Genomic DNA, 21,174 nt, shown 5'->3' with positions numbered 1-21,174 from the left:
ATAACAGTGGCGCGGATTATGCGGGCAGGTCTGCCAGGTAGTGCTCAACATCGATGGCCGCAACACATCCCGAACCCGAGGCGGTAATCGCCTGGCGGTAGGTGGGGTCCACAACGTCACCGGCAGCGAAGACACCCGGGAGACTGGTGCGGGAGCTCCTCCCGTCCACGGCAATGGTTCCCTCCGGGGTCAGATCCAGAACGCCCTTGACGAGGTCAGTGCGGGGGTCATTGCCGATGGCAACAAATACACCGGTGACGGGAAGATCGGACACGGAGGCGTCCAGGAGGTTCTTCAGCCGAAGACCGGTCACTTTCTCGGTTCCCAGGACGTCATCGACGGTGCTGTTCCAGACGAAGTTGATCTTTTCGTGGGCGAGTGCACGGTCGGCCATGATCTTCGATGCCTTCAGCGAGTCACGGCGGTGGACAACCGTTACTGATTTCGCGAACTTGGTGAGGAACAGCGCCTCTTCCATGGCGGAGTCGCCGCCGCCGATGACAGCGATGTCCTGATCCTTGAAGAAGAAACCGTCACAGGTTGCGCACCAGCTCACACCGTGGCCCGAGAGCCGCTTCTCATTGGGCAGGCCCAATTCCCGGTACGCAGAGCCGGTGGAGAGGATGACAGCCTTTGCCTTGAAGGTCTCCCCCGTAGCGATGGTGACCGTCTTGACGGGGCCGTCGAGCTCAAGGGCAGTTACATCCTCGAACTGGATCTCCGTCCCGAACCGTGCCGCCTGCTTCTCGAAGTTTTCCATCAGGTCCGGGCCCATGATGCCTTCCGGGAACCCGGGATAATTCTCCACGTCCGTGGTGTTCATCAGTTCGCCGCCGGCGGTTACCGAACCAGCCAGCAGCAAAGGCTTGAGGTTTGCCCTGGCTGTGTAGACGGCGGCCGTGTAGCCCGCCGGACCTGAGCCCACAATAATGACGTCGCGAACGTCCGACGCCGTCTTCTCTTCGATGGTCACTGGACCGTGAACCTCTTCCTTGTTCGACTCGCCTCCCGGTGGAGGCCGGCCACATGGCACAACTGTGTCCGGGTGCTGAATATTCCAGCGCCCGGACACCGTGGGCCATCGCAGGAGACAGAGGTCCAGCCGTCGCAGGGCGCTCTTTGTAGAGTACATTCCCTGCTGCTGGGGAATGGATTCCAGCACCAGGGGTGCACTATTGCGACTAAGCGCTACTGGACCTTGATTTCGGCGAGCCGGAGACCGTAGCCGTACCGGGTCTTGGGCGCCGCAAGTTTGGGCAGTGCATTGATCGATACGATGACGTACTGCGCCTGGACGGGTTCCGGGAGGGGCATGTTCAAGTCAGTGGACGTGAAGCTGTTCGTCCCGACTGCCTTGGCGCCGTCCATGGAAGGCTTGTCGTTGGTGTAAACGGTGATGTTGCCGCCCGATCCCCCGAGCTGGGAGAGCGTGATGGAAGAGATGGTGGCAGTGCCCTTCAACTTCACAACCAGCGGGACGCCCTGGGGGGCCAGGCCACCCCAGTTCTCCGTTGCGAACTCCATGTCCGACCAGTAGCTGGCGGCGTTGCCGTCATATGCCTTGACCAGGTCTCCGTCGAAGGTCGCGGCGAAATCAAAGTTCCCCTGGCGGGTGACACTTTCGATGGCCGGCGGGACCACCGGCGGCGCGGACGGGGCTGCCTGCGTTGCCGGTGCAGAGTTCTGCGGGGCGCCACTGGTAACAGGAGCAGCCGTCGGCTTGGCCTGCGGCTCCGACGTGAAGAGGCTTCCCAGGTTGGTCACGGCGAAGATCAGGCCTGCGATGAGCACTACAGCCAGCAGGCCCCCAACGAGCCAGCGCATCGACCGGGGCTGGTTTTCAGACTCATCACGGTCATCGTTGTAGTCGTCCCGGTCAGCGAACGACACACCGGCGGCAGCGGGTGCTGCGGCGCGGGCGAAGAGCGCCGACTTGCTCCTGACCGGGCGGGGTTCCTCCGGAGCATCGTCTGTGTCCTCGTAGGGGTCCTGGTCCCCCGCCTGGGCGTAGTCGTCATTGGACCAGAGGGACACCTTGGGCTTGCGGTCCCCGGCGGAAGGCTGGGCACCTGCCGCAGTGTGGGCCACAGCAGCGGTATCGTTCGGGCCCGTATCCGCCTCTGCGGAGGCTGAACGCTCCGACGAGGTTGCAGCATTGTGCGCAACAGGCTGCGCGGCGGTGGCATTGGGATCAGTCCGAGAGGAGCCAGTCCCCGTCTTCGACGCGGGGGCCGCGGCACTAGCAGCCGCGGCACCAGCAGCCGCGGCACCAGCAGCTGCCGCGGCAGCGCCCGCACCGGCGGCAGCGGCGCCAGTGCGGCCGGTGGAAGCCGGCTGCTGGGCGGCGGGCCGGACCGGAGGCCTGGGCGGGACGGCAGGAGCCGACCGGGCAGGAGCAGGCCGGTCCGGGGCAGAGCGGTAGGGATCAACCTGGTTGGGGTGAGAGTCGGCGTAGCTGATGTAGCCCGCCTCGACGTGGTCTTCCTCGTCGTATGGTTCGGGCTCGTGCGACCGCGCCTGTCCGAAGATTTCGCTGCCCAGGGTGTCCGTGAAGAACGGCTCCACGTAGGGAGGATTGGGGGCCACCACCAGGTCCAGGAGGTCGGCGGCCGACGTGTGGTTGGTAATGAGGTAGGTGGCGTCCTCGGTCACGCCGAGGTCCAGGACCTGCACCGTTCCGGGACGTTCGCCGGTGGCCACTTCGCGGGCGCTCTGCGCAACCTGCTCGGTGTTCTCCGGTCCGGCAACCAGGATGCTGACCGGGCGGTTGAGGACCTGGTCCACACCATCCAGCACCAGATCGTGGTCGTGCGAGGCCAACACTGTGGCGGTGACCTTGTAGCGGCCGCCCAGTACTGATCCGACATCGATCGGGTTGGACACGTGTTCCTCCTAGACTGTCCGGGATTGCCGGCCTCGATGACGCAACCGCCCTTCAGGTGCCCGCGTCGCACGGCCTGCCCTGAATGCAACTACCCCTGTACCTGTTCGATCCTAGCCGATCCGCTCCCGGCGGCTGCGGAGAAGACGGGCGCCGCAGCGCACGGGATTTACTTTTTACGCTTGCGCCGGCTGCTGAAAAACGGGTTCTCGCCGGCCTTCCCCTGGTAGGTACGGCGGCCGGGAAGCGGAATCTGTTCGCTGAGCAGTCCTCCACGGGCCGTGCTGGGCTGGTCCTCACCCGGCAGGTAGGCGCCTTCGGCACCCTGCCGCGCGCCGGCGTCGTACGATTCCGGGCGGCGGGCCCCACGCTGGGGGTCCGGGCCCGCACGGAAGGAGACGGCGTCGAACTCGCCGGAAATCCGGGGAATGAGGCCGGTGTCCACGGAGGTGGTGGCCCGCTCTGGGTGGTTCCCGCGGTCAGCGGAGGATCCCTCAGAAGGAGAGGGCGACGGCGCGTCCCCGGCTTCCGGAGCAGCGGCTGGGCCGCCCCGGCCGAACCGTCCCAGCAGGGGCCGCAGCATGTCGCTGAGCTCAGAGACACGGAACACCCGGAGGAGCAGGAAGTACACGGCCAGCATGACGGGCCCGACGACGGCGAGCGTCACGAGTGCCTGAATTCGGCCGCTCCAGGCGAAGCCGTCCGGGTTGTAGCTGCCCATGAGCCACAGGGCACCTGCGCCGGCAATGGCCGAGCCCAGGGCCGCGTACCCCATGCGGATGTACGAGTTGGCGATCCGGGCGCCGTCCAGGTGCCCCAGCATGCGGCGCAGGAAGAAGGCGCTGATGACCACGGAGAGGATGTTGCCCACCATGTAGAGGACGGCGATGGCATAGATGATCTGGCCCACCGGCAGGAACTGGATGGCGAACGCACCGGCCACGTAAACCACTGCCAGGAGCAGCTGCACGTAGAACGGGGTGCGGGCGTCCTCGTTGGCGTAGAAGACGCGGGACATCATGAAGTTGGCGCTCATGAACGGGGTGCTGAGGGCGAGGATGGTCAGCGTCTGGGCCAGCATGACGCCGTCCTGCACCTTGCCGCCTGAGAAGAACATGCCCAGCGGACCTGCCAGCGCAAACAGCGCCAGGGCACCAAAGACGGTGGCCACGGCCATGGTCCGCAGCCCATGCGAGAGCGCATCCCGCAGTTCGGCCCGGTTGCCCTCCTGGGAGGCGCGGGTCATGCGGTTGAACAGCACAGTGGCCAGGGACAGCGCGATGATCGAGTGCGGCAGCAGGTACAGCTGGCTGGCCACCTCAAGGACGGCGTTGCCGGGCAGGGTGGACGCGGCCGGGTCCCCCGCTTCCTGCAGCCGGATGCGTTCCGCGCCGGGAATGGTGGCGATGCGCATGACATACAGGAAGGCCAGCTGCCCGACGGCGGCGGTAAGCAGCGTCCACACGCTCAGCTTTGCGGCGTGGCCAAGTCCCACGCCGCGCCAGCCGAACCTGGGGCGGAGTCCGAGCTTCAACCGGAAGACCGGCACCAGCAGGATGGCCGTCTGCGACAGCACGCCAATGGTGGAGAACCCGGCCACCAACAGCGTCTGGGTGGAACCCCAGTTGTCCAGGGTGTGGGTATTGACGTCGTTGGTGCCGAAGATCCAGATGAACATCCCCAAGCCGGCGATGGCCACCACGTTGTTCAGGATGGGCGCCCACATGGCTGGGCCGAACGCGCCGTTGGCGTTCAGGACCTGGGTGAGCAGGGCGTAGAGGCCGTAGAAGAAGATCTGCGGCAGGCACCAGAACGCAAAGGTGACAGCGAGGGCCTTCTGCTGTGGCGAATACCCCTGCGTGGTCAGTTCGATGACCCCCGGCGCCGCCAGCGTAACCAGCGCTGTCAGGCCGAAGAGGAGCAGGACAGCCAGCGTCAGCAGCCGGCTGATGTAGTCCGCTCCCCTGTCCGGAGCCTTGCTGGCCTTGATGATCTGCGGGACCAGCACGGCATTGAACACGCCGCCGGCCACCAGGAGGAAGATCAGGTTGGGCAGGTTGTTGGCATTGATGAACGTGTCATTGACCGTTGAACCCAGGCCCAGTGCGGTGCCGAGCATCCAGGTCTTGGCGAAGCCCAGGAAACGTGACACGAGCGTCCCGGCGGCCATGATGGCGCTGGACCGGGTCTCGCTGACGCCTGCCGCTGCAGGCTCCGCAAGGTCCGGTGCCGCCGGCTCAGGGGGCACGCCGTCGGGCGCGGCGTCATCGGGCCGGCCGGACCGGTCGGAAGGAAAGTTGGTAGCTGACATCGACTTCATCGTCTCACCCGCGCGCACTTAACACCGCAATGGCGACGGCGGCGTCCGGGCTTAAAGGTGTCCGGGCAGGACCTCGCGGGCGAGGTCGGCGATGCGGCGTTCGTTGGGGAAGGACAGCTTCCGGGCCAGCTCCTGGATCGGCACCCAGGCCACATCCACGGCTTCCTGGTCGGGATCGTTTTCGATCGTCAGCTCGCCGCCCGTGGCACGCAGCAGGTAATGGTGCACGGTCTTGTGGACCCGGTGGCCGCTGACGGTGAACCAGTAGTCGATGCTGCCCAGCGGTGCCAGTATGATGCCCTCGATGCCGGTTTCCTCGGCGATTTCCCGGACGGCGGCCTCTTCGTTGTTTTCCTTGCCCTCCGGATGGCCCTTGGGCAGGCACCACTCGAGGCGTCCACCCCTGTTAAGGCGGGCGATAATCGCCACCCTCAATTCGGCGTCGGACGTGTCCACCACAACGCCGCCGGCTGACACTTCCTCAACCGTGGGCAGCGATGCCGGTGCCGACTGCTGGGCAGGGGCAACGTGCGCACCGATTGCCGACGGCAATGGTGCGTTTGTCCTCCTGCCTGGAGCGCTCGGTACTGGATGGGCCATGGAGTCCACTCTAACGACTGTTGCCCTCCCGTGATGACCGGAACATGACACCAACATGGACGGGATATGACGCACTTTCCGGAGGGGAACACGAATCAGCGCGGATCGTGACGCTTTTTTGGACTGCCAAGGCGCTGGTTTCTGCCAAGCTTAAGGAACTATGGCGCACGCACATCACAAGATTGATTCCCACACTGTCGACTTCAAGGTGCCCCCGGTGGTCCTGGAGCTCGGACAGCGCTTCGTGGACGCCGGCCACGAATTGTCCCTGGTGGGCGGTCCCGTGCGCGACCTGTTCCTTGGCCGGACCTCCCCCGACCTCGACTTCACCACTGATGCCACCCCGGACCAGACCGTGGCCCTGGTCAAGAAATGGGCGGACAACTTCTGGGAGATAGGCCGGGCTTTCGGCACCATCGGCATGCGCAAGGCCGGTTTCCAGATCGAGATCACCACCTACCGGGCCGAGGCCTACGATCCTGATTCCCGTAAGCCGGTGGTGGCGTTCGGTTCCTCCCTGACGGATGACCTGCTGCGGCGGGACTTCACCATTAACGCCATGGCGCTGAAGCTGCCCTCCATGGAGCTGGTGGACCCCTTCGGCGGTGTCCGTGACCTGCACGCCTCCGTGCTGGCCACGCCGGGGGCGCCGGAAGCGTCCTTCTCCGACGACCCCTTGCGGATGATGCGCGCCGCACGCTTCGCCGCCCAATTGGGGGTCTCGGTCCACGATGACGTCCGGGATGCCATGACGGGCATGGCCGACCGGATCAAGATCATTTCCGCGGAGCGTGTGCGGGACGAACTGGTCAAGCTGGTCTGCGGGGCCCGGCCGCGGAGAGGTATCGACCTCCTGGTGGACACGGGGCTGGCCGAGCATGTGCTGCCCGAGGTGTCCGCCCTCCGCCTCGAGTCCGACGAGCACCACCGGCACAAGGACGTGTACCAGCACTCCCTGCAGGTCCTGGAACAGGCAGCCGATCTTGAAACGGACGCGGATGGGCCCGTGCCCGGGCCGGACTTCGTGCTGCGCTTTGCAGCCTTGATGCACGACGTCGGGAAGCCGGCTACGCGCCGTTTTGAACCGGGCGGCGCGGTGAGCTTCCGGCACCACGACATGGTGGGGGCCAAGTTCACCAGCAAGCGCATGAAGGCGTTGCGGTTCGATAATGACACCACCAAGGCCGTAGCTCGGCTGGTGGAGCTCCATATGCGCTTCTATGGGTACGGCGACGCCGGCTGGAGCGACTCCGCCGTCCGCCGCTACGTCACGGACGCCGGGCCACTGCTGGAGCGGCTGCACCGGCTTACCCGCTCCGACGTCACCACCAGGAACCAGCGGAAGGCCGAACGCCTGGCCTTCGCCTACGACGACCTCGAGTCACGGATCGCCGCCCTGCGTGAGCAGGAGTCCCTGGACGCGGTGCGCCCGGACCTGGACGGTGCCCGGATCATGGCCCTGCTAGACCTCAAGCCGGGCCCCGTGGTGGGCCGGGCCTACAAGTTCCTCCTGAATGAACGCATGGAACACGGTCCGCTGCCCGCCGGGGAGGCGGAGGCGCGCCTGCTCCGCTGGTGGGCCGAACAGCCTGAATCAGCACCTGCCGGCCCCGGGGCCGAAGCCTCTCCCGCCGTCGTCGAACCTTCACCCGTTGAGGAGTCCAAGTGACCAGTCCCGCCCTAGCCCCGCGCCCCCAGCTCTGGATCCTCCGCCACGGCGAGACCGAATGGTCCAAGAGCGGACAGTACACCGGCCTCACCGACCTCCCGCTGACCGTGGAAGGTGAGCAGCAGGCCGTGGAGGCCCGCAAGGTGCTGGACGGCGTCGATTTCGACCTGGTGCTCACCTCCCCGTTGCGGCGCGCACGGCGAACCGCCGAGCTGGCTGGATTCCCCGATGCCCGGCACGAGCCGCTCGCCGTGGAATGGAACTACGGCGACTACGAAGGCATCAGCTCCGACCTGATCCGCAAGGACAACCCCGATTACCTGATCTGGACGCACGGCGTGCCCAACGGCGAGACCCTGGACGAGGTGGCCGCGAGGGCGGACAAGATCATTGGCCGGATCCTGGAATCCGGGATGGATAACGTGCTGATCGTGGCACATGGGCATTTCTCCCGGATATTGACCGCCCGCTGGCTGGAATTGCCTCCCACGGAGGGGCGGCACTTTGTCCTGGGGACGGCCAAGGTCTGCACCCTGGGATGGGATAAGAAGACACCCGCTATTGTCCGCTGGGGCCTCTAAAAGTTATTTTCCGGGAAGTTTTACCCTTTCCCGGTAAATTGCTGGCAATTCACGGAATCCTGCGGTACCTTTATTCCTGACCCCACGGTGATCCACCTGGGCTCCAGACCGCATCGCAATCCACGCAGCGGACAGCAGAAAAGGAGGTTGGGATAATGATGACTTTGACTGGCGAATGGAATGCCCCCATCAATGCGTTCCCGGCCTTTGCTGATTCCGCGCGCGTTGCCCCGGTCAATGCCGGCATGGGCGGGCCCGTCGCCCTCCCAGGCCTGCTGCGGCGCCGCTAACCGGCACCAGCTTTCCCCGCCGGGACTGCCGCTGCGGTATCCGGCCAGTTCCTCCCGGCAGCAGACCGTTGCGGTTCCCCGCTGACTCCCCGAAGCAGTTTTTGGCGTAGCCACGTGCACTGCCTTCAAACGGTCCTTGCCCGGAGAAACTGGCATTCGGCTTTTGCAGTTCCGCAACAGCCTCTTTCGCGCCGGCCTGTCTAATTGCGCTGATTCGTGCAATTTTCACTGATTCCTTTTGTGGAATTCCCGCACCGTTTTTGCATGCTCTTTTTTGCCATAAAACGGTGCTGATTCTTTGTGCCCTTTTCCATTCCTGATTATCAAAGAAAGGAGGTGGCTCCCTTGATACGACGAATCCTGGGACTCCTGTCCCGGCCCCAGCAGCGCCGCAGTTCCTTGAACAGTGCCCTGCTGGAACAGCACCGGAACGACGTGTTCGTGCTGATGCACCAGCAGTTGGGCGGACTGCGCTGACAGCTGGCCCCAACCTGGAGGAAGGGGCCGGCTGTAAGCTCGATTCCATGCACGAGACCCAGCCGCCGGAGGATGCACGACGGCCCCGCATCGTGGTGCCCAGCCGCAGTGATTCCCTGCTGCGGAATTTCACCGAGGTGATCGGCGGCCCGCTGGGGACCAGGGCTGATCCCGGCGTCGTCACACCGGGCATCTTCACCGTGGAGCGGGTGCTCATTGTCCTCACGGCGCTGGCGGCCCTGCTGGGGATCCTGCTGAAAGGTTACTGCAGGGTCAACGGATGGGCGACGCCCACACAGTTCTATGCCACCTGCTATTCAGACTTCCCGGAGCTGTTCCGGAACCGCGGCATGGCGGCGGGACTCTTTCCCATCCTGGGCAGCGGCAGCCAGTTTGAATACCCGGTGCTCATCGGTTTGATCGCGGGGCTGACAGCCTGGCTGGTGCCGGGTGGAGATACCAACGCCCAGGCTCTGGCCTACTTCGACATCAACGCCGTCCTGCTGGCGGCGGTTGCCATCCTCACCGTGCTGGTGACGGCCCGCATGCCCGGCCGGCGTCCCTGGGACGCGGCCATGGTGGCGGTGGCGCCGGGAATCGTACTGGCCGGAACCATCAACTGGGACCTGTGGGCTGCGTGCCTGCTCGCGTTGGGAATGTACTTTTTTGCCCGGCAGCGCCTCGTTCCCGCCGGAGTGATGATCGGCCTGGCAACAGCCACCAAGGTGTATCCGCTCCTGGTGCTGGGGGCCATCCTGCTGCTTGCGGTACGCACCGGGAGATGGCGCCCCCTGCTGGTAACCGCCGGCAGCGCGGCTGCCACATGGCTGGTGGTCAATCTGCCCTTCGCTGTCGCCAACCCCTCCGGCTGGGCCTATTTCTTCCAGTACAGCGCCGACCGGGGAGCCGGTTACAGCTCAGCCTGGTTCGCGTACAACCTTGTGGCTGAACGGCTGGGCTGGTCCGGGCTTGGTGCCGACGGCGTCAGCGTTCTGTCCACTGGACTCTTTGTGCTGGCCTGCGCCGGGATTGCCGCTGTTGCCCTGACGGCACGCCGCCGCCCACGGCTGGCACAACTCGCCTTCCTGGTTGTGGCTGCCTTCATCCTGACCAGCAAGGTCTATTCGCCGCAGTACGTCGTGTGGCTCATTCCCCTGCTGGCCCTGGCCAGGCCGCGGTGGCGCGACTTCCTGGTGTGGCAGGGCATCGAAGCCCTGCATTGGGCCGCGATCTGGATGTACCTTGGTCAGGTGACCAGCGCCGGTTCCTCCCAGCACAACCTGGACATGCCCTACTACGTCCTCGCCGTAGCCGCGCACATGGCCGCGGTGGGCTACCTCATGGCACGGGTGGTCTGGGATATCTACGATCCCGCGTATGACCCCATCCGCCGGCACCAACTGGATGACCCGCACGGCGGCCCATTCGCGAATGCGCCGGACCGGTTCCGGCTGCACCCATTCCGGCCCGGCACCCCGCTCCTTCCTCCGAAAGTAAGGTCCCATGCCTGATGTCGCGGTAGTAGGCTCCGGTCCCAATGGACTTTCGGCGGCAGCGGTCATGGCGCGGGCTGGGCTCTCAGTGGAGGTCTTCGAGGCTGCAGCCAAAATTGGCGGTGGAACCCGGACCACGGAGCTGATGCAGCCGGAGCACTTCCATGACGTCTGCTCCGCGGTGCATCCCATGGCTATTGCATCCCCTTTCTTCCGTGCCTTCGAGCTGCCCCGGCGGGTGGACCTGGTCACTCCGGAAATTTCCTTCGGGTCACCGCTGGACGGCGGCCGCGCGGCGCTGGCCTACAAATCGCTGGACAGGACGGCATCGGAGCTGGGCCAGGACGGCCCCGCCTACCGGCGGCTCATGGAACCGCTGGTCCGGCATATCGACGATGTCATGGACTTCACCCAGAACCAGCTCCTCCGGATCCCCCGGAACCCCCTGGTGGCGGGGATCTATGGACTGCGGACCCTGGAACAGGGGACCGGGCTGTGGAATGCCAGGTTCCGGGACGACCTTGCCCCTGCCCTCCTCAGCGGCGTGGCCGCGCACGCCATCTCCCATTTGCCCTCCCTCGCAGCCTCCGGAGCCGGACTCATGCTCGGCGCCCTGGGGCACGCCGGCGGATGGCCCATCCCCCGCGGCGGCTCGGCGTCCATCGCGGCAGCACTTGCCGATGACATCCGGGCCCACGGCGGGGTGATCCACACCGAAACCCCGATCGACCGGCTGGAACAGCTTCCCGCCGCCCGCGCCACCCTCCTGGACGTGGCGCCGGCAGGGCTGCTCGGCATGGCGGGCAACGCCCTTCCCGCCCACTACCGACGGACCCTGGAGCGCTTCCGCTACGGCAACGGCTCCTGCAAGGTGGACTTCATCCTGTCCGGGCCGGTGCCGTGGCAGGGCGCCGGGCTTTCCGACGCCGGCACGGTGCACGTGGGCGGCACGCGTGCAGAACTGGCCCGCTCGGAGAACGAGGTCAGTTCCGGACGCCATCCCGAACGGCCCTACGTGCTGGTGGCGCAGCCTTCCCGCTTCGACTCCAGCCGCGCTCCGGCGGGCCGGTACACGCTGTGGACTTACTGCCACGTGCCCTCCGGCTCAACACAGGACATGACCAGCCAGGTCTTGGCCCAACTGGAGCGGTTCGCGCCGGGCTTCCGTGACCTGGTGGTGGAATCGCACGTCATCACCGCGGCGGAGTTGGCTGAGTACAACCGCAACTACATCGGGGGCGATTTCAGCGCCGGTGTGATGGACGTCCGCGGGCTTATCCAGAAGCCGGTGGTGTCCCCCGTCCCGTGGCGGACCCCGCTGCTGGGTGTCTACCTCTGCTCGTCGTCCACACCTCCCGGCCCCGGGGTCACGGGAATGCCCGGGATGCACGCGGCAAAGTACGCCCTCAAGGACATTTTCAAACTGCCGGTCCCGGATCTGGGGCTTTCCTAGGGGCACCGGTGACGGCCGGTGCAGGCGCCGGGAATGGCATTTTCAGCGCCCGGGCCGGGGGATAATGGCGCGATGGGGAAATCAACAAAACTTTCGCTTGCCATAGCTGGACTCATCCTTGGTACTTCGCTGGTGGCCTGCGATGACGGAAAATCCGGGGCGGAAGCCGCGGCACAACAGCTTGCCGGCGCGGTCTCGGCGCTGGACGTAGGGTCTGTGGCTTTCGAAGGCAAGGACGCCGCCGCCGCCAACGACCAGCTGCATCAGGTCTTTGCCGCCCTGGACCCGCAAAAGCCCGAGGTCCAGGCCGGTGCACTGACGCTGGACGGAGACAAGGCGTCCGCGCCCTTGAACTACACCTGGAAGTTCGGCGATGCCGAGTGGAAGTACACCATCGGGGCCAACTTCAAGAAGTCCGGGGACAAATGGCTCACCGTCTGGGACCCGGCCATCCTGGCACCAGGCCTCGCGGACAGCGAGATTGTGACCAAGGGATCCCAGTCCCCCCAGCGCGCCGACATCCTTGGCGCCGGAGACGTCCCGCTGGTGACCTACCGTCCCGTGGTGAATGTGGGCATCGACAAGCCCCAGCTGGGCGCCGCAGACCCCGCCGATTCCGCCGGAAAGCTGGCAGCACTGGTAGGGGTGGACCCGGCCGCGTACGTGCAGCAGGTCAAGGCAGCCGGGGCGCAGGCCTTCGTTCCCGCGATCACGCTGCGTGAAGAAGGCCGCACCATCTCCGATGAGCAGATCCAGGCAATTCCGGGCGCCCGCGGCATCCCGGCATCAATCCCCCTGGCCCCGAGCAGGACGTTTGCCCGCGCAGTGCTTGGCTCCGTTGGCGAAGCCACCGCAGAACAAATCGACGCGTCGAAAGGCGTTCTCACTGCTGGCGACGTTACGGGCATCGGCGGGCTCCAGCAGCAGTATGACGAACAGCTTCGCGGATCAGACGCCGTCGTGATCCGCGCGCAGCGGGCAGACCTGACCCGGGAACAAATCCAGTCCGCGGGTACCGATCCCCGGCGGGTCCTTTTCCAGGTGGCACCCAAGCCCGGGACGCCGTTGAAGACCACGCTCGATCCCCGGCTGCAGTCGCTGGCTGAAACTACCCTCGAAAAAGTAGGCCCGGCCTCGGCAATAGTGGCCCTGCGCCCCTCCACGGGCGCCGTGCTGGCAGCGGCCTCGGGGCCCGGCAGCAACGGCTACAACACCGCGATGCTGGGGCAGTACGCCCCGGGCTCCATTTTCAAGATGGTGGATTCCCTGGCCATGTTCCGCAACGGAATGACGCCTGATTCCACCGTCCAGTGCACCCCAACGCTCGCAGTGGACGGACGGACCTTCAAGAACTCCGAAGGCTATCCCGAGACCTCCCTGGGCGCCGTCACGCTGCGGGACGCATTCGCGCACTCCTGCAACACCGCCTTCATCTCCCAGCGCGACGCGGTTTCACAGGGTCAGCTTGAAGCGGCCGCCACGTCCATGGGTGTGGCGGTCGAGGCACCCAAACTTGGTGCGGAGGCGTTCCTGGGATCCGTTCCCGGCCAGGCCCAAGGCACGGAACACGCAGCCTCCATGATCGGCCAGGGCAAGGTGCTGCTCTCTCCTTTGGCAGCGGCGATCATGGCCGGGTCCGTCGCCAAGGGCGCCCCGGTCTCTGCGCAGCTTGTCCTGAACCCCGACGCCGGCGCTCCCGCCGCCGGGACAACGGCGGGATCCACTGCTCCAGCAGCCGAAGCGACGGCGACGGCGACGGCCACGGCCGAGGCGCCCTCCACGGCGTCGGACAAGCCCATCACCGCAGCGGAGGCGGCCTTGCTGGCCGACATGATGCGCGCCGTGGTCACCTCCGGGCACGCGGGCTTCCTTTCGAGCGTCCCCGGCGCTCCGGTGGGAGCCAAGACCGGAACGGCCGAGTTCGGCACGGAGAATCCGCCCAAGACCCACGCCTGGATCGTGGCCGTCCACGGCGACCTGTCCGTGGCCGTCTTCGTCGAGGACGGCGGCCTGGGCGCCACCACCTCCGGCCCGCTCCTGAAGCAGTTCCTCACCGCCGCCGGCTAGGTACGGCATGGGAGGATTGACGGCGTGGCCCATATTGACGTTTCCGGCATTGACTACTTCCTCTCCGACGGCACCCAGCTCCTGAACGGGGTGACCTTCAAGGTTCCGGACGGTACCAAGACCGCCCTGATCGGCCCCAACGGGACAGGCAAGACAACCTTGTTCCGGATCATCGCGGGGGACCTGGTTCCGGACGAAGGCGTCATTGGCCGCTCCGGCAACATGGGCATCATGCGCCAGTTCGTGGGCCAGGTCCGGGACGGCTCCACCGTCCGGGACCTTCTGGTCTCTGCCGCTCCCCCGGCCCTGGCGGCCGCTGCCCGCGAGGTGGACGAGGCTGAGCTGGCCATGATGGAGCACGACGACGAACCCACCCAGATGCGGTACGCCCAGGCGATCGTCGACTGGGGCGATGCCGGGGGCTACGACGTCGAAACCGTCTGGGACGAGGTCTGCATGGCCGCGCTGGGACTCCCGTTTGACCGTGCCCAGCACCGCCCGGCGTCGACCCTTTCCGGCGGGGAGCAAAAACGCCTGGTGCTGGAAGCACTCTTCGCCGGCCCGGACGACCTCCTGCTCCTGGATGAGCCGGACAACTACCTGGATGTCCCGGGCAAGCGCTGGCTCGAGGAAAAGCTGAATGAGTCGAAGAAGACGGTCTTCTTCATCAGCCACGACCGGGAACTGCTGAACAACGCTGCCGGCCGCATTGTCACCCTCGAACCCGGAATCAACGGCGCCGCGGCCTGGATCCATGGTGGCGGCTTCGGCTCCTACGTGGAGGCCCGCGCGGACCGGAACGCGCGTTTCGAGGAACTCCGCAAGCGCTGGGACGAGGAGCACATCAAGCTCAAGGAACTCGTCAACATGTACAAGAACAAGGCCGCCTTCCGCTCTGACATGGCCAACCGCTACCACGCAGCCCAGACCAGGCTGGCCAAGTTCCTCGAAGCCGGTCCGCCCGAGGCGCTGCCCATCGAGCAGAACGTCCAGATGCGGCTCAAGGGCGGCCGGACCGCCAAGCGGGCCATCGTGGCTGAACGGCTGGAGCTGACCGGGCTGATGAAGCCGTTCTCCACCGAAGTGTGGTTTGGTGACCGCGTGGGCGTCCTGGGCTCCAACGGCTCGGGCAAGTCGCACTTCCTGCGGCTGCTGGCTACGGGCGGCACCGACCCTGAACGCGAACACCTGCCGGTCTCGGACGTGGAGATCGCCGAGGTGCCGCATGAGGGAACCGTGAAGCTCGGTGCCCGGATCCGGCCCGGCTTCTTCGCCCAGACCCATGTCCGTCCGGACCTGTTGGGCAAGACGCTGCTGGAAATCCTGCACCGCGGGGACGAACACCGGTTCGGACTGGGCCGCGAGGCGGCCGCCGGCGCGCTGGACGGCTACGGCCTGGCGGGGCAGTCGGAACAGAAGTATGAGTCCCTCTCCGGCGGACAGCAGGCGCGGTTCCAAATCCTGCTCCTCCAGCTCAGCGGTGCCACGCTGCTCCTGCTGGACGAGCCCACGGACAACCTGGACCTGCATTCGGCCGAGGCGCTGGAACGCGCCATCGACCACTTTGAAGGAACCGTCCTGGCGGTCACCCACGACCGCTGGTTTGCGCGGACATTCGACCGGTTCCTGGTGTTTGGCTCGGACGGGAAAGTGTACGAATCTCCGGAACCGGTGTGGGACGAGCAGCGGGTGGAGCGCGCACGCTGAAGCATGATCACGTAATGATTAAATGATCATCGATTGATAGCATCTGATCATGAAAACCGATGAGCGGCACCGGGCCATAGCCGAGGTCCTCCGGCGGCAGTCAAAGGCAAGCGTGGAGGAGCTCATGCAGGCCTGCGGTGCCTCCGGCGCAACCATCCGCCGCGACCTCGAGGTTCTGGCCGGCCACGGCGTGCTGAGAAGGATTCATGGGGGCGCCAGGAGCCTGATCGGGCAGGGGCAGAACCCTGGCTACGGACAGCGCGAACTGGAGGAGCAGGACGGCAAGATGCGTATCGCGGCTGCGGTTGCCGGCCTCCTGGCTGACCGCGAACACGTCTGGTTGGACAGCGGAAGCACGGCCACTGCGGTGGCCCGGGCCCTGGCCGGAAGGGAACTGACGCTGATGCCCATGTCCCTTCAGGCCCTCAATGCAGCGGCCGGGAGCGGGGCCACCGACGGCGCACGCCCGGCACTGCTCTTGCCCGGGGGCAGCGTGGTGCCCGGTGAACTCTGCTTCCGCGGACCCCTGGCCGAGTCGAACATCAGGTCGCTCCGCTTTAACACCGCCGTGCTCACGCCCTGTGCCGTGGACTTCAAGGACGGCCTCCTGGCCCATGACCTTGACGATGCGGCAGTCAAGACAGCCGGTCTGGAATCCGCAGCACGGGTGGTGGTGGCCGCTTCCGCTGCAAAGTGGCAGGCACACGCCAGGGTGCTCGTGGCCGGCCTGGCCCGGGTGGACGTCATCGTGACCGACCGGAAATTCAGCGCACAGGACAATGCCGAACTCGAAAAATACTCAGTGGAAGTAGTGAGCGTATGAGCACCAACACCGGTACGGAACAGCAGGCAGGCCTGAAGGCTGCCGCTGTGGCAACATTCGTGGTTTTCGGCATCAACGGGCTTGTCTTTGCCAGCTGGGCGGCCAGGATCCCCGCCGTCACCCAGACGCTGCAGATCACCTCCGGCCAAATGGGCACCCTGCTGCTGTGCACGGCCGTTGGCTCCCTGCTCGCGCTGCCCACCGCCGGCCTGGTGGTGGGCAGGATTGGAACGGCCAACACGGTGCGCTTTGCCGGACTCCTGGCCGCGGCCGCAGGCGTGGGCATCGCCATGTCACTCCTGGCGACATCCATTCCCGGAACGGCCGTGTCACTGTTCTTCTTCGGCATTGGAATTGGCCTCTGGGATGTAGCTCAAAACATCGAAGGGGCTGATGTGGAGCACAAGCTCCGGCGGACCGTCATGCCGCAGTTCCACGCAGCCTTCAGCGGCGGCGCCTTCGTAGGCGCCCTGGTGGGGGCGGGACTGTCAACCCTCGGCGTGGACCTGCCATTGCACCTCCTGGTGATCGCAGCCGTGGTGGTGCTGGTGGCGCTAACGGTGCCGCGCTACTTCCTCCCCCACGTCTCAACTGCCCCTGTGGACGGGGAGCCGAAACAAGCCAAGGGACCGTCCGCCTGGCGGGACAGCAGGACCCTGCTCATTGGTGTGGTGGTTCTCGGCGCCACGCTTACCGAAGGCGCAGGCAACGACTGGATCGCCAAGGCCTCGGTGGACGGGCTCGCCACCTCCGAATCCACCGGCGCCCTCATGTTCGCTTTGTTCGTCCTGGCCATGACGGCAATGCGGTTCCTCGGGGGCCGTGTCATCGACAAATATGGACGGGTAGCGGTACTGCGCGCCAGCATGGCCGCGGCGGCCGCAGGACTGGGTCTCTTCGTGCTGGCTTCCAATATCTGGCTGGCCGGCGTAGGTGCCGCCCTGTGGGGAATAGGTGCCGCCCTGGCCTTCCCCATGGGCATGTCGGCAGCGTCAGATGATCCGAAGCACTCAGCGGCCCGTGTTTCCGTAGTATCCACTTTGGGGTATATGTCGTTCCTGGCCGGACCGCCGCTGCTCGGCTACCTCGGCGACCTGACCGGCATCCATACGGCACTGCTGGCAATCATGGCGCCCATCCTGGTGGCTCTGCTCCTTGCGGGAGCGGCCAGGCCCCTGCGCGTTGAGCCGGAGTCCGCTGAAGGGCAGTAGCTGTTGGGGTTAGGGTGATCACATGCAAAGCACCAGGCGCAGGGGCCGGACGTGGATCAGCCGCCTCGATAGATACCTTCTAGGGCATGTTTCCAATTTGCCGGGAGGGAACCACGACGATTTCTTCCGCCGCCTTTCCGCCTCGGCAAACCAGGGCAAGCTCTGGATAGGAACGGCCGCGGTCCTGGCGCTCTTCCCCGGCAAGACGCGGAGGGCGGCGGTGCATGGCCTGATCGCCCAGGGCGTGGCATCCGCCGTCACCAACGTGGTTTTCAAGACGCTGCTCCCCCGGACGCGTCCACTGCCCGAGCACCTGCCCGTCTTCCGCTTCGTGCACCCGCAACCGACCAGCTCCTCCATGCCGTCCGGGCATTCGGCGTCGGCCGTGGCATTCGCGGTGGGAGCCGGACTGGTGCGTCCGGCCCTTGGTGCCGCCCTGGCCCCGGCAGCCCTGGGTGTGGCGTACTCCCGGGTCCACACCGGGGCGCACTGGCCTTCGGATGTCCTCTTCGGTTCGGCGCTAGGTGCCGGTGCTGCCCTCATAACCCGCCACTGGTGGCCGGTGCGGCCGCCCATCCCGCAGACCACGCGTATGTGGACCAACGCCCCAGCGCTTCCGGACGGCGAGGGGCTCAGCATTGTGGTGAACACCCTCGGAGGCTCCTTTAAGGAGGAGACCGCATCGGCGCTCCAGGAAGTATTCCCAAAGGCGCATATAAACACCGTGCAGCCGGACGAAGACCTGGTGCAGCGCATCAGGGCCACTGCCGACTTTCCCGGGACCCGCGCCCTGGGTGTGTGGGGCGGCGACGGGACTGTGGGCGCCGCGGCCGCCGCCGCCGTCGAACGCTCCATTCCCCTGCTGGTCCTGCCCGGCGGCACGCTCAACCACTTTGCGCGCGACGCGGGAACCGGAAGCCTGAAGGATGCGGTCGACGCTGCGAACAAGGGCGAGGCTGCCCTGGCGGACGTTGGCGTGGTCACTGCGGAACGCGGGCTGGCCGGAAACCCTGAAGTGTCGGAGCTGGTCATGCTGAATACCTCCAGCGTCGGCCTTTACCCGAATTTTGTGCGCAGGCGGGAGCACCTGCAACCGGCCCTGGGAAAGCCGCTGGCCGGCGTCGTGGCCATGTTCCGGACGTTCGCGGCCGGCACGCCCATCACACTGACCGTGGACGGCGTCCGGCACAAGGTATGGATCGCCTACCTGGGCCGGGGCCGTTTCTACCCGCGTGACCACGCGCCGTTGATCAGGCCCGTGATGGATGACGGGGTGCTGGACGTCCGCCTGATCACCGCTGATGAACGCTTTGCCCGGCTCCGCCTGCTCTGGTCCGTGCTGACGGGAACGGTGGCAAGCTCCGGGATCACGCACCTCCGGGAGGCAACGGAAGTCCGGATCGACGCCGGCGGCGCCCCGATGGCAGTGGCTGTGGACGGAGAAGCGCTGGCCGGGGTGCGCAAAGTGGCCTATGAAGTACGGCCCCGGGCACTGACCTACTATTCGCCCCGTCCGTAGCGGGGCCGGGATGGAGACCTACCCTGATTCGCCCCTGAATCATCCCTGAGAAGCGGCGAAAAGCGGCGGCGGGCTCGGTACCGTGGGGAAGGTACCCGCACCCCACAACGTCTGCAGCCGTCCGCTGCCGTTCAAAGGATGATTCATGATCGAGGTAAACGGGCTGACCAAGGTCTACGGCGCCAAAACCGCCGTAGCCGGTGTCAGTTTCACCGTCCGGGCCGGGCAAGTCACCGGCTTCCTTGGCCCCAACGGGGCAGGAAAGTCCACCACCATGCGCATGATCATGGGCCTGGACCGGCCGACGTCGGGGTCCGCCACGGTGAACGGCCTGCCCTACGTCCAGCACAGGGCTCCCCTGCGGGAGGTGGGCGCCCTGCTTGATGCCAAGGCAGTCCACACCAGCCGCAGCGCCTACAACCACCTGCTGGCCATGGCGGCCACCCACAGCATCCCCAAAGCACGGGTGCACGAGGTGATCGAGATGACCGGACTGGAAGCGGTGGCGCGCAAAAAGGCCGGCGGGTTCTCGCTGGGCATGGGCCAGCGCCTGGGAATCGCGGCTGCCCTGCTGGGCGACCCGCAGACGCTCATCCTCGACGAGCCCGTCAACGGTCTGGACCCTGAGGGCGTGGTGTGGGTGCGCAACCTGGTCCGGTATCTCGCCGGGCAGGGGCGCACAGTGTTCCTCTCCAGCCACCTGATGAGCGAAATGGCTCAAACGGCCGACCACCTGATCGTCATTGGCCGCGGCCGGGTCATTGCTGACGCCCCGATCCAGGACATCATCACCGGCAAGGGCCAGTCCCGGGTCCGCGTCCGCACCGACCAGCCCGACCGCCTCCACCAGCTGCTCGCCGGACGGGGTGCTTCCATTGCCGTTCCGGAACGTGAACTGCTCGAGGTCACGGGCCTGGACCCTAGAACCATTGCAGCCGCGGCCTTGGAAAACCAGATCATGGTGTACGAACTCACGCCGCTTGTTGCGAGCCTGGAGGAGGCATATATGGAACTGACCAAGGACGACGTTGAATACCACTCCCTGCCCGCTGCGGAGGTAAGCCACCCATGAGCTCCACGACCACCGAATCCATGCCCGCGCGCGAGCCGGCGCCCTCCCCTGCCGGGCACGCCGCCCGCAACGCCGGACGGTCCCTTCCCGGCCCCACGTTTATCCTGGTCCTCAACTCTGAAGTAATTAAGTTCCGCAGCCTGCTCTCCACGCTGATCCTGCTCGCTTCCACCGCTGTGGTCATGGTTGGCTTCGGCGCCCTCTCAGCATGGGGAACGGGCCAGTTCGCGGATGCGGCCAACCGGGATCCGCAGGCCGCGGCCAGGATGGCGGCCCAGGGCGGAGACCTTGCCGTCAGCGTGCCCACGTCGGGCATCGCCTTTGCCCAGCTGATCCTGGGGTCCCTTGGCGTGCTCCTGATGAGCTCGGAATTCACCACCGGCATGGCGCGGTCCACCTTTGCTGCGGTGCCCCGGCGCCTTCCCGCCTTCGCCGCCAAGCTGGTGGTGGTGATGGTGACATCCTTCGCAGTCACTGCCGTCTCCACCTGGGTGGCGGGCCTGGCGGCGGTGCCCATCCTGGACAACTATGGGCTCAAGCTGGACCTGGGCAGTTCGCAGTCGGTGAAGCTCCTCCTGGTCAACAGTGTCTATGTGGCTGCTGTGGCTGCCATCGGCATGGCCCTGGGCACCCTGATCAGGAATTCGGCCGGCGGCATCATGAGCCTGGTGGGCATTTTCTTCGTGGCACCCATTGCGTTCCAGCTGATTCCCGGGGACTTCTTCAAGGAAGCCCGCAAGTATCTGCCCGGCAACACCGTTGAGCCGCTGACGGCGGCCCAGCACGTTCCGGACACCCTGGAGGCATGGCAGGCGGGGCTGGTCCTGGGCGCCTGGGTGGTCATCCCGGTACTGCTCGCAGCCGTCCTGCTGAAACGCCGGGACGTGTAGCCCCAATCCTGTTTCCGCCACGCGCCCACGCCGGGCGCGTGGTTTCGGGCACATTACAAATATGCCTGGAAGACAACTTTTATTGCTCCTGGGTGTTTCCGCTTGGAGTGCCGTCCTGTTG

17 protein-coding genes are annotated in these 21,174 nt (G+C 66.1%); 13 read left to right on the top strand and 4 right to left on the bottom strand.

From position 1 onward, the window contains the following. Positions 1-16: 16 nt before the first annotated feature. The 4 genes from trxB to LDO22_RS13890 all read right to left on the bottom strand — a co-directional run bounded on the left by trxB (position 17) and on the right by LDO22_RS13890 (position 5,753). A complete protein-coding gene (gene trxB / locus LDO22_RS13905; RefSeq protein ID WP_224023932.1) occupies positions 17-973 on the bottom strand; it encodes a thioredoxin-disulfide reductase in 957 nt (318 codons plus the stop codon). A 215-nt stretch (positions 974-1,188) separates the two neighbouring features. Continuing rightward, positions 1,189-2,883, bottom strand: coding sequence for a discoidin domain-containing protein (locus LDO22_RS13900; protein WP_224023931.1), 1,695 nt, complete (start codon positions 2,881-2,883; stop codon positions 1,189-1,191). 167 nt (positions 2,884-3,050) lie between these two features. After that, the gene (gene murJ / locus LDO22_RS13895; RefSeq protein ID WP_224023929.1) at positions 3,051-5,192 is read right to left on the bottom strand and encodes a murein biosynthesis integral membrane protein MurJ; all 2,142 of its coding nucleotides are present in this window, start codon (positions 5,190-5,192) and stop codon (positions 3,051-3,053) included. Between the two features lie 60 nt (positions 5,193-5,252). Next, positions 5,253-5,753 (bottom strand): NUDIX hydrolase, encoded by a 501-nt coding sequence (locus LDO22_RS13890; RefSeq protein ID WP_159629410.1) that lies wholly within the window; start codon positions 5,751-5,753, stop codon positions 5,253-5,255. Positions 5,754-5,961: 208 nt separating this feature from the next. On the opposite strand from LDO22_RS13890, the gene LDO22_RS13885 reads away from it, so the two are divergent. The 13 genes from LDO22_RS13885 to LDO22_RS13835 all read left to right on the top strand — a co-directional run bounded on the left by LDO22_RS13885 (position 5,962) and on the right by LDO22_RS13835 (position 21,053). Then, positions 5,962-7,470 (top strand): CCA tRNA nucleotidyltransferase, encoded by a 1,509-nt coding sequence (locus LDO22_RS13885; protein WP_224023927.1) that lies wholly within the window; start codon positions 5,962-5,964, stop codon positions 7,468-7,470. Continuing rightward, the gene (locus tag LDO22_RS13880) at positions 7,467-8,051 is read left to right on the top strand and encodes a histidine phosphatase family protein (protein ID WP_159629414.1); all 585 of its coding nucleotides are present in this window, start codon (positions 7,467-7,469) and stop codon (positions 8,049-8,051) included. The genes LDO22_RS13885 and LDO22_RS13880 overlap by 4 nt, the downstream gene beginning before the upstream one ends. 155 nt (positions 8,052-8,206) lie before the next feature. Continuing rightward, positions 8,207-8,341 carry a hypothetical protein gene (locus LDO22_RS21785; RefSeq protein ID WP_255173822.1) on the top strand — a complete coding sequence of 45 codons (135 nt, stop codon included), beginning with the start codon at positions 8,207-8,209 and terminating at the stop codon, positions 8,339-8,341. A 345-nt stretch (positions 8,342-8,686) separates the two neighbouring features. After that, on the top strand, positions 8,687-8,818 hold the full coding sequence (locus LDO22_RS21780; protein ID WP_263422181.1) for a hypothetical protein: 132 nt from the start codon (positions 8,687-8,689) through the stop codon (positions 8,816-8,818). Positions 8,819-8,865: 47 nt separating this feature from the next. Continuing rightward, the gene (locus LDO22_RS13875) at positions 8,866-10,329 is read left to right on the top strand and encodes a glycosyltransferase 87 family protein (RefSeq protein WP_224023925.1); all 1,464 of its coding nucleotides are present in this window, start codon (positions 8,866-8,868) and stop codon (positions 10,327-10,329) included. Continuing rightward, a complete protein-coding gene (locus LDO22_RS13870; RefSeq protein WP_224023923.1) occupies positions 10,322-11,764 on the top strand; it encodes an NAD(P)/FAD-dependent oxidoreductase in 1,443 nt (480 codons plus the stop codon). The genes LDO22_RS13875 and LDO22_RS13870 overlap by 8 nt, the downstream gene beginning before the upstream one ends. Positions 11,765-11,836: 72 nt before the next feature. Then, a complete protein-coding gene (locus LDO22_RS13865) occupies positions 11,837-13,831 on the top strand; it encodes a penicillin-binding transpeptidase domain-containing protein (RefSeq protein ID WP_224023921.1) in 1,995 nt (664 codons plus the stop codon). 24 nt (positions 13,832-13,855) lie between these two features. Continuing rightward, positions 13,856-15,538 carry an ATP-binding cassette domain-containing protein gene (locus LDO22_RS13860; protein WP_224023919.1) on the top strand — a complete coding sequence of 561 codons (1,683 nt, stop codon included), beginning with the start codon at positions 13,856-13,858 and terminating at the stop codon, positions 15,536-15,538. Between the two features lie 49 nt (positions 15,539-15,587). After that, on the top strand, positions 15,588-16,361 hold the full coding sequence (locus tag LDO22_RS13855) for a DeoR/GlpR family DNA-binding transcription regulator (RefSeq protein WP_224023917.1): 774 nt from the start codon (positions 15,588-15,590) through the stop codon (positions 16,359-16,361). Beyond that, positions 16,358-17,572, top strand: a complete 1,215-nt coding sequence (locus LDO22_RS13850; protein ID WP_224023915.1) for an MFS transporter — start codon at positions 16,358-16,360, stop codon at positions 17,570-17,572. Before LDO22_RS13855 ends, LDO22_RS13850 begins: the two co-directional genes overlap by 4 nt. A gap of 22 nt (positions 17,573-17,594) precedes the next feature. Further along, a complete protein-coding gene (locus LDO22_RS13845) occupies positions 17,595-19,091 on the top strand; it encodes a bifunctional phosphatase PAP2/diacylglycerol kinase family protein (RefSeq protein ID WP_224023914.1) in 1,497 nt (498 codons plus the stop codon). A 145-nt stretch (positions 19,092-19,236) separates the two neighbouring features. Beyond that, entirely contained in the window at positions 19,237-20,163 is a 927-nt protein-coding gene (locus LDO22_RS13840; RefSeq protein ID WP_224023912.1) for an ABC transporter ATP-binding protein, read from the top strand. Further along, on the top strand, positions 20,160-21,053 hold the full coding sequence (locus LDO22_RS13835; protein ID WP_224023910.1) for an ABC transporter permease: 894 nt from the start codon (positions 20,160-20,162) through the stop codon (positions 21,051-21,053). Before LDO22_RS13840 ends, LDO22_RS13835 begins: the two co-directional genes overlap by 4 nt. The last annotated feature ends 121 nt before the right edge of the window (positions 21,054-21,174 follow it).

Origin of the sequence: Arthrobacter sp. NicSoilC5 (assembly GCF_019977395.1) — a bacterium.
Classification (GTDB): domain Bacteria; phylum Actinomycetota; class Actinomycetes; order Actinomycetales; family Micrococcaceae; genus Arthrobacter.
This window is presented reverse-complemented; position numbering and strand designations above follow the sequence as displayed.

Excerpts from the sequence above, each read along its gene's own strand:
- LDO22_RS13850 (WP_224023915.1), top strand. The coding sequence starts at position 16,358 with ATGAGCACCAACACCGGTACGGAACAGCAGGCAGGCCTGAAGGCTGCC.
- LDO22_RS21785 (WP_255173822.1), top strand. The coding sequence starts at position 8,207 with ATGATGACTTTGACTGGCGAATGGAATGCCCCCATCAATGCGTTCCCG.
- LDO22_RS13855 (WP_224023917.1), top strand. The coding sequence starts at position 15,588 with ATGAAAACCGATGAGCGGCACCGGGCCATAGCCGAGGTCCTCCGGCGG.
- LDO22_RS13885 (WP_224023927.1), top strand. The coding sequence starts at position 5,962 with ATGGCGCACGCACATCACAAGATTGATTCCCACACTGTCGACTTCAAG.
- LDO22_RS13865 (WP_224023921.1), top strand. The coding sequence starts at position 11,837 with ATGGGGAAATCAACAAAACTTTCGCTTGCCATAGCTGGACTCATCCTT.
- LDO22_RS13845 (WP_224023914.1), top strand. The coding sequence starts at position 17,595 with ATGCAAAGCACCAGGCGCAGGGGCCGGACGTGGATCAGCCGCCTCGAT.
- LDO22_RS13835 (WP_224023910.1), top strand. The coding sequence starts at position 20,160 with ATGAGCTCCACGACCACCGAATCCATGCCCGCGCGCGAGCCGGCGCCC.
- LDO22_RS13875 (WP_224023925.1), top strand. The coding sequence starts at position 8,866 with ATGCACGAGACCCAGCCGCCGGAGGATGCACGACGGCCCCGCATCGTG.
- LDO22_RS13840 (WP_224023912.1), top strand. The coding sequence starts at position 19,237 with ATGATCGAGGTAAACGGGCTGACCAAGGTCTACGGCGCCAAAACCGCC.
- LDO22_RS13870 (WP_224023923.1), top strand. The coding sequence starts at position 10,322 with ATGCCTGATGTCGCGGTAGTAGGCTCCGGTCCCAATGGACTTTCGGCG.
- murJ (WP_224023929.1), bottom strand. The coding sequence starts at position 5,192 with ATGTCAGCTACCAACTTTCCTTCCGACCGGTCCGGCCGGCCCGATGAC.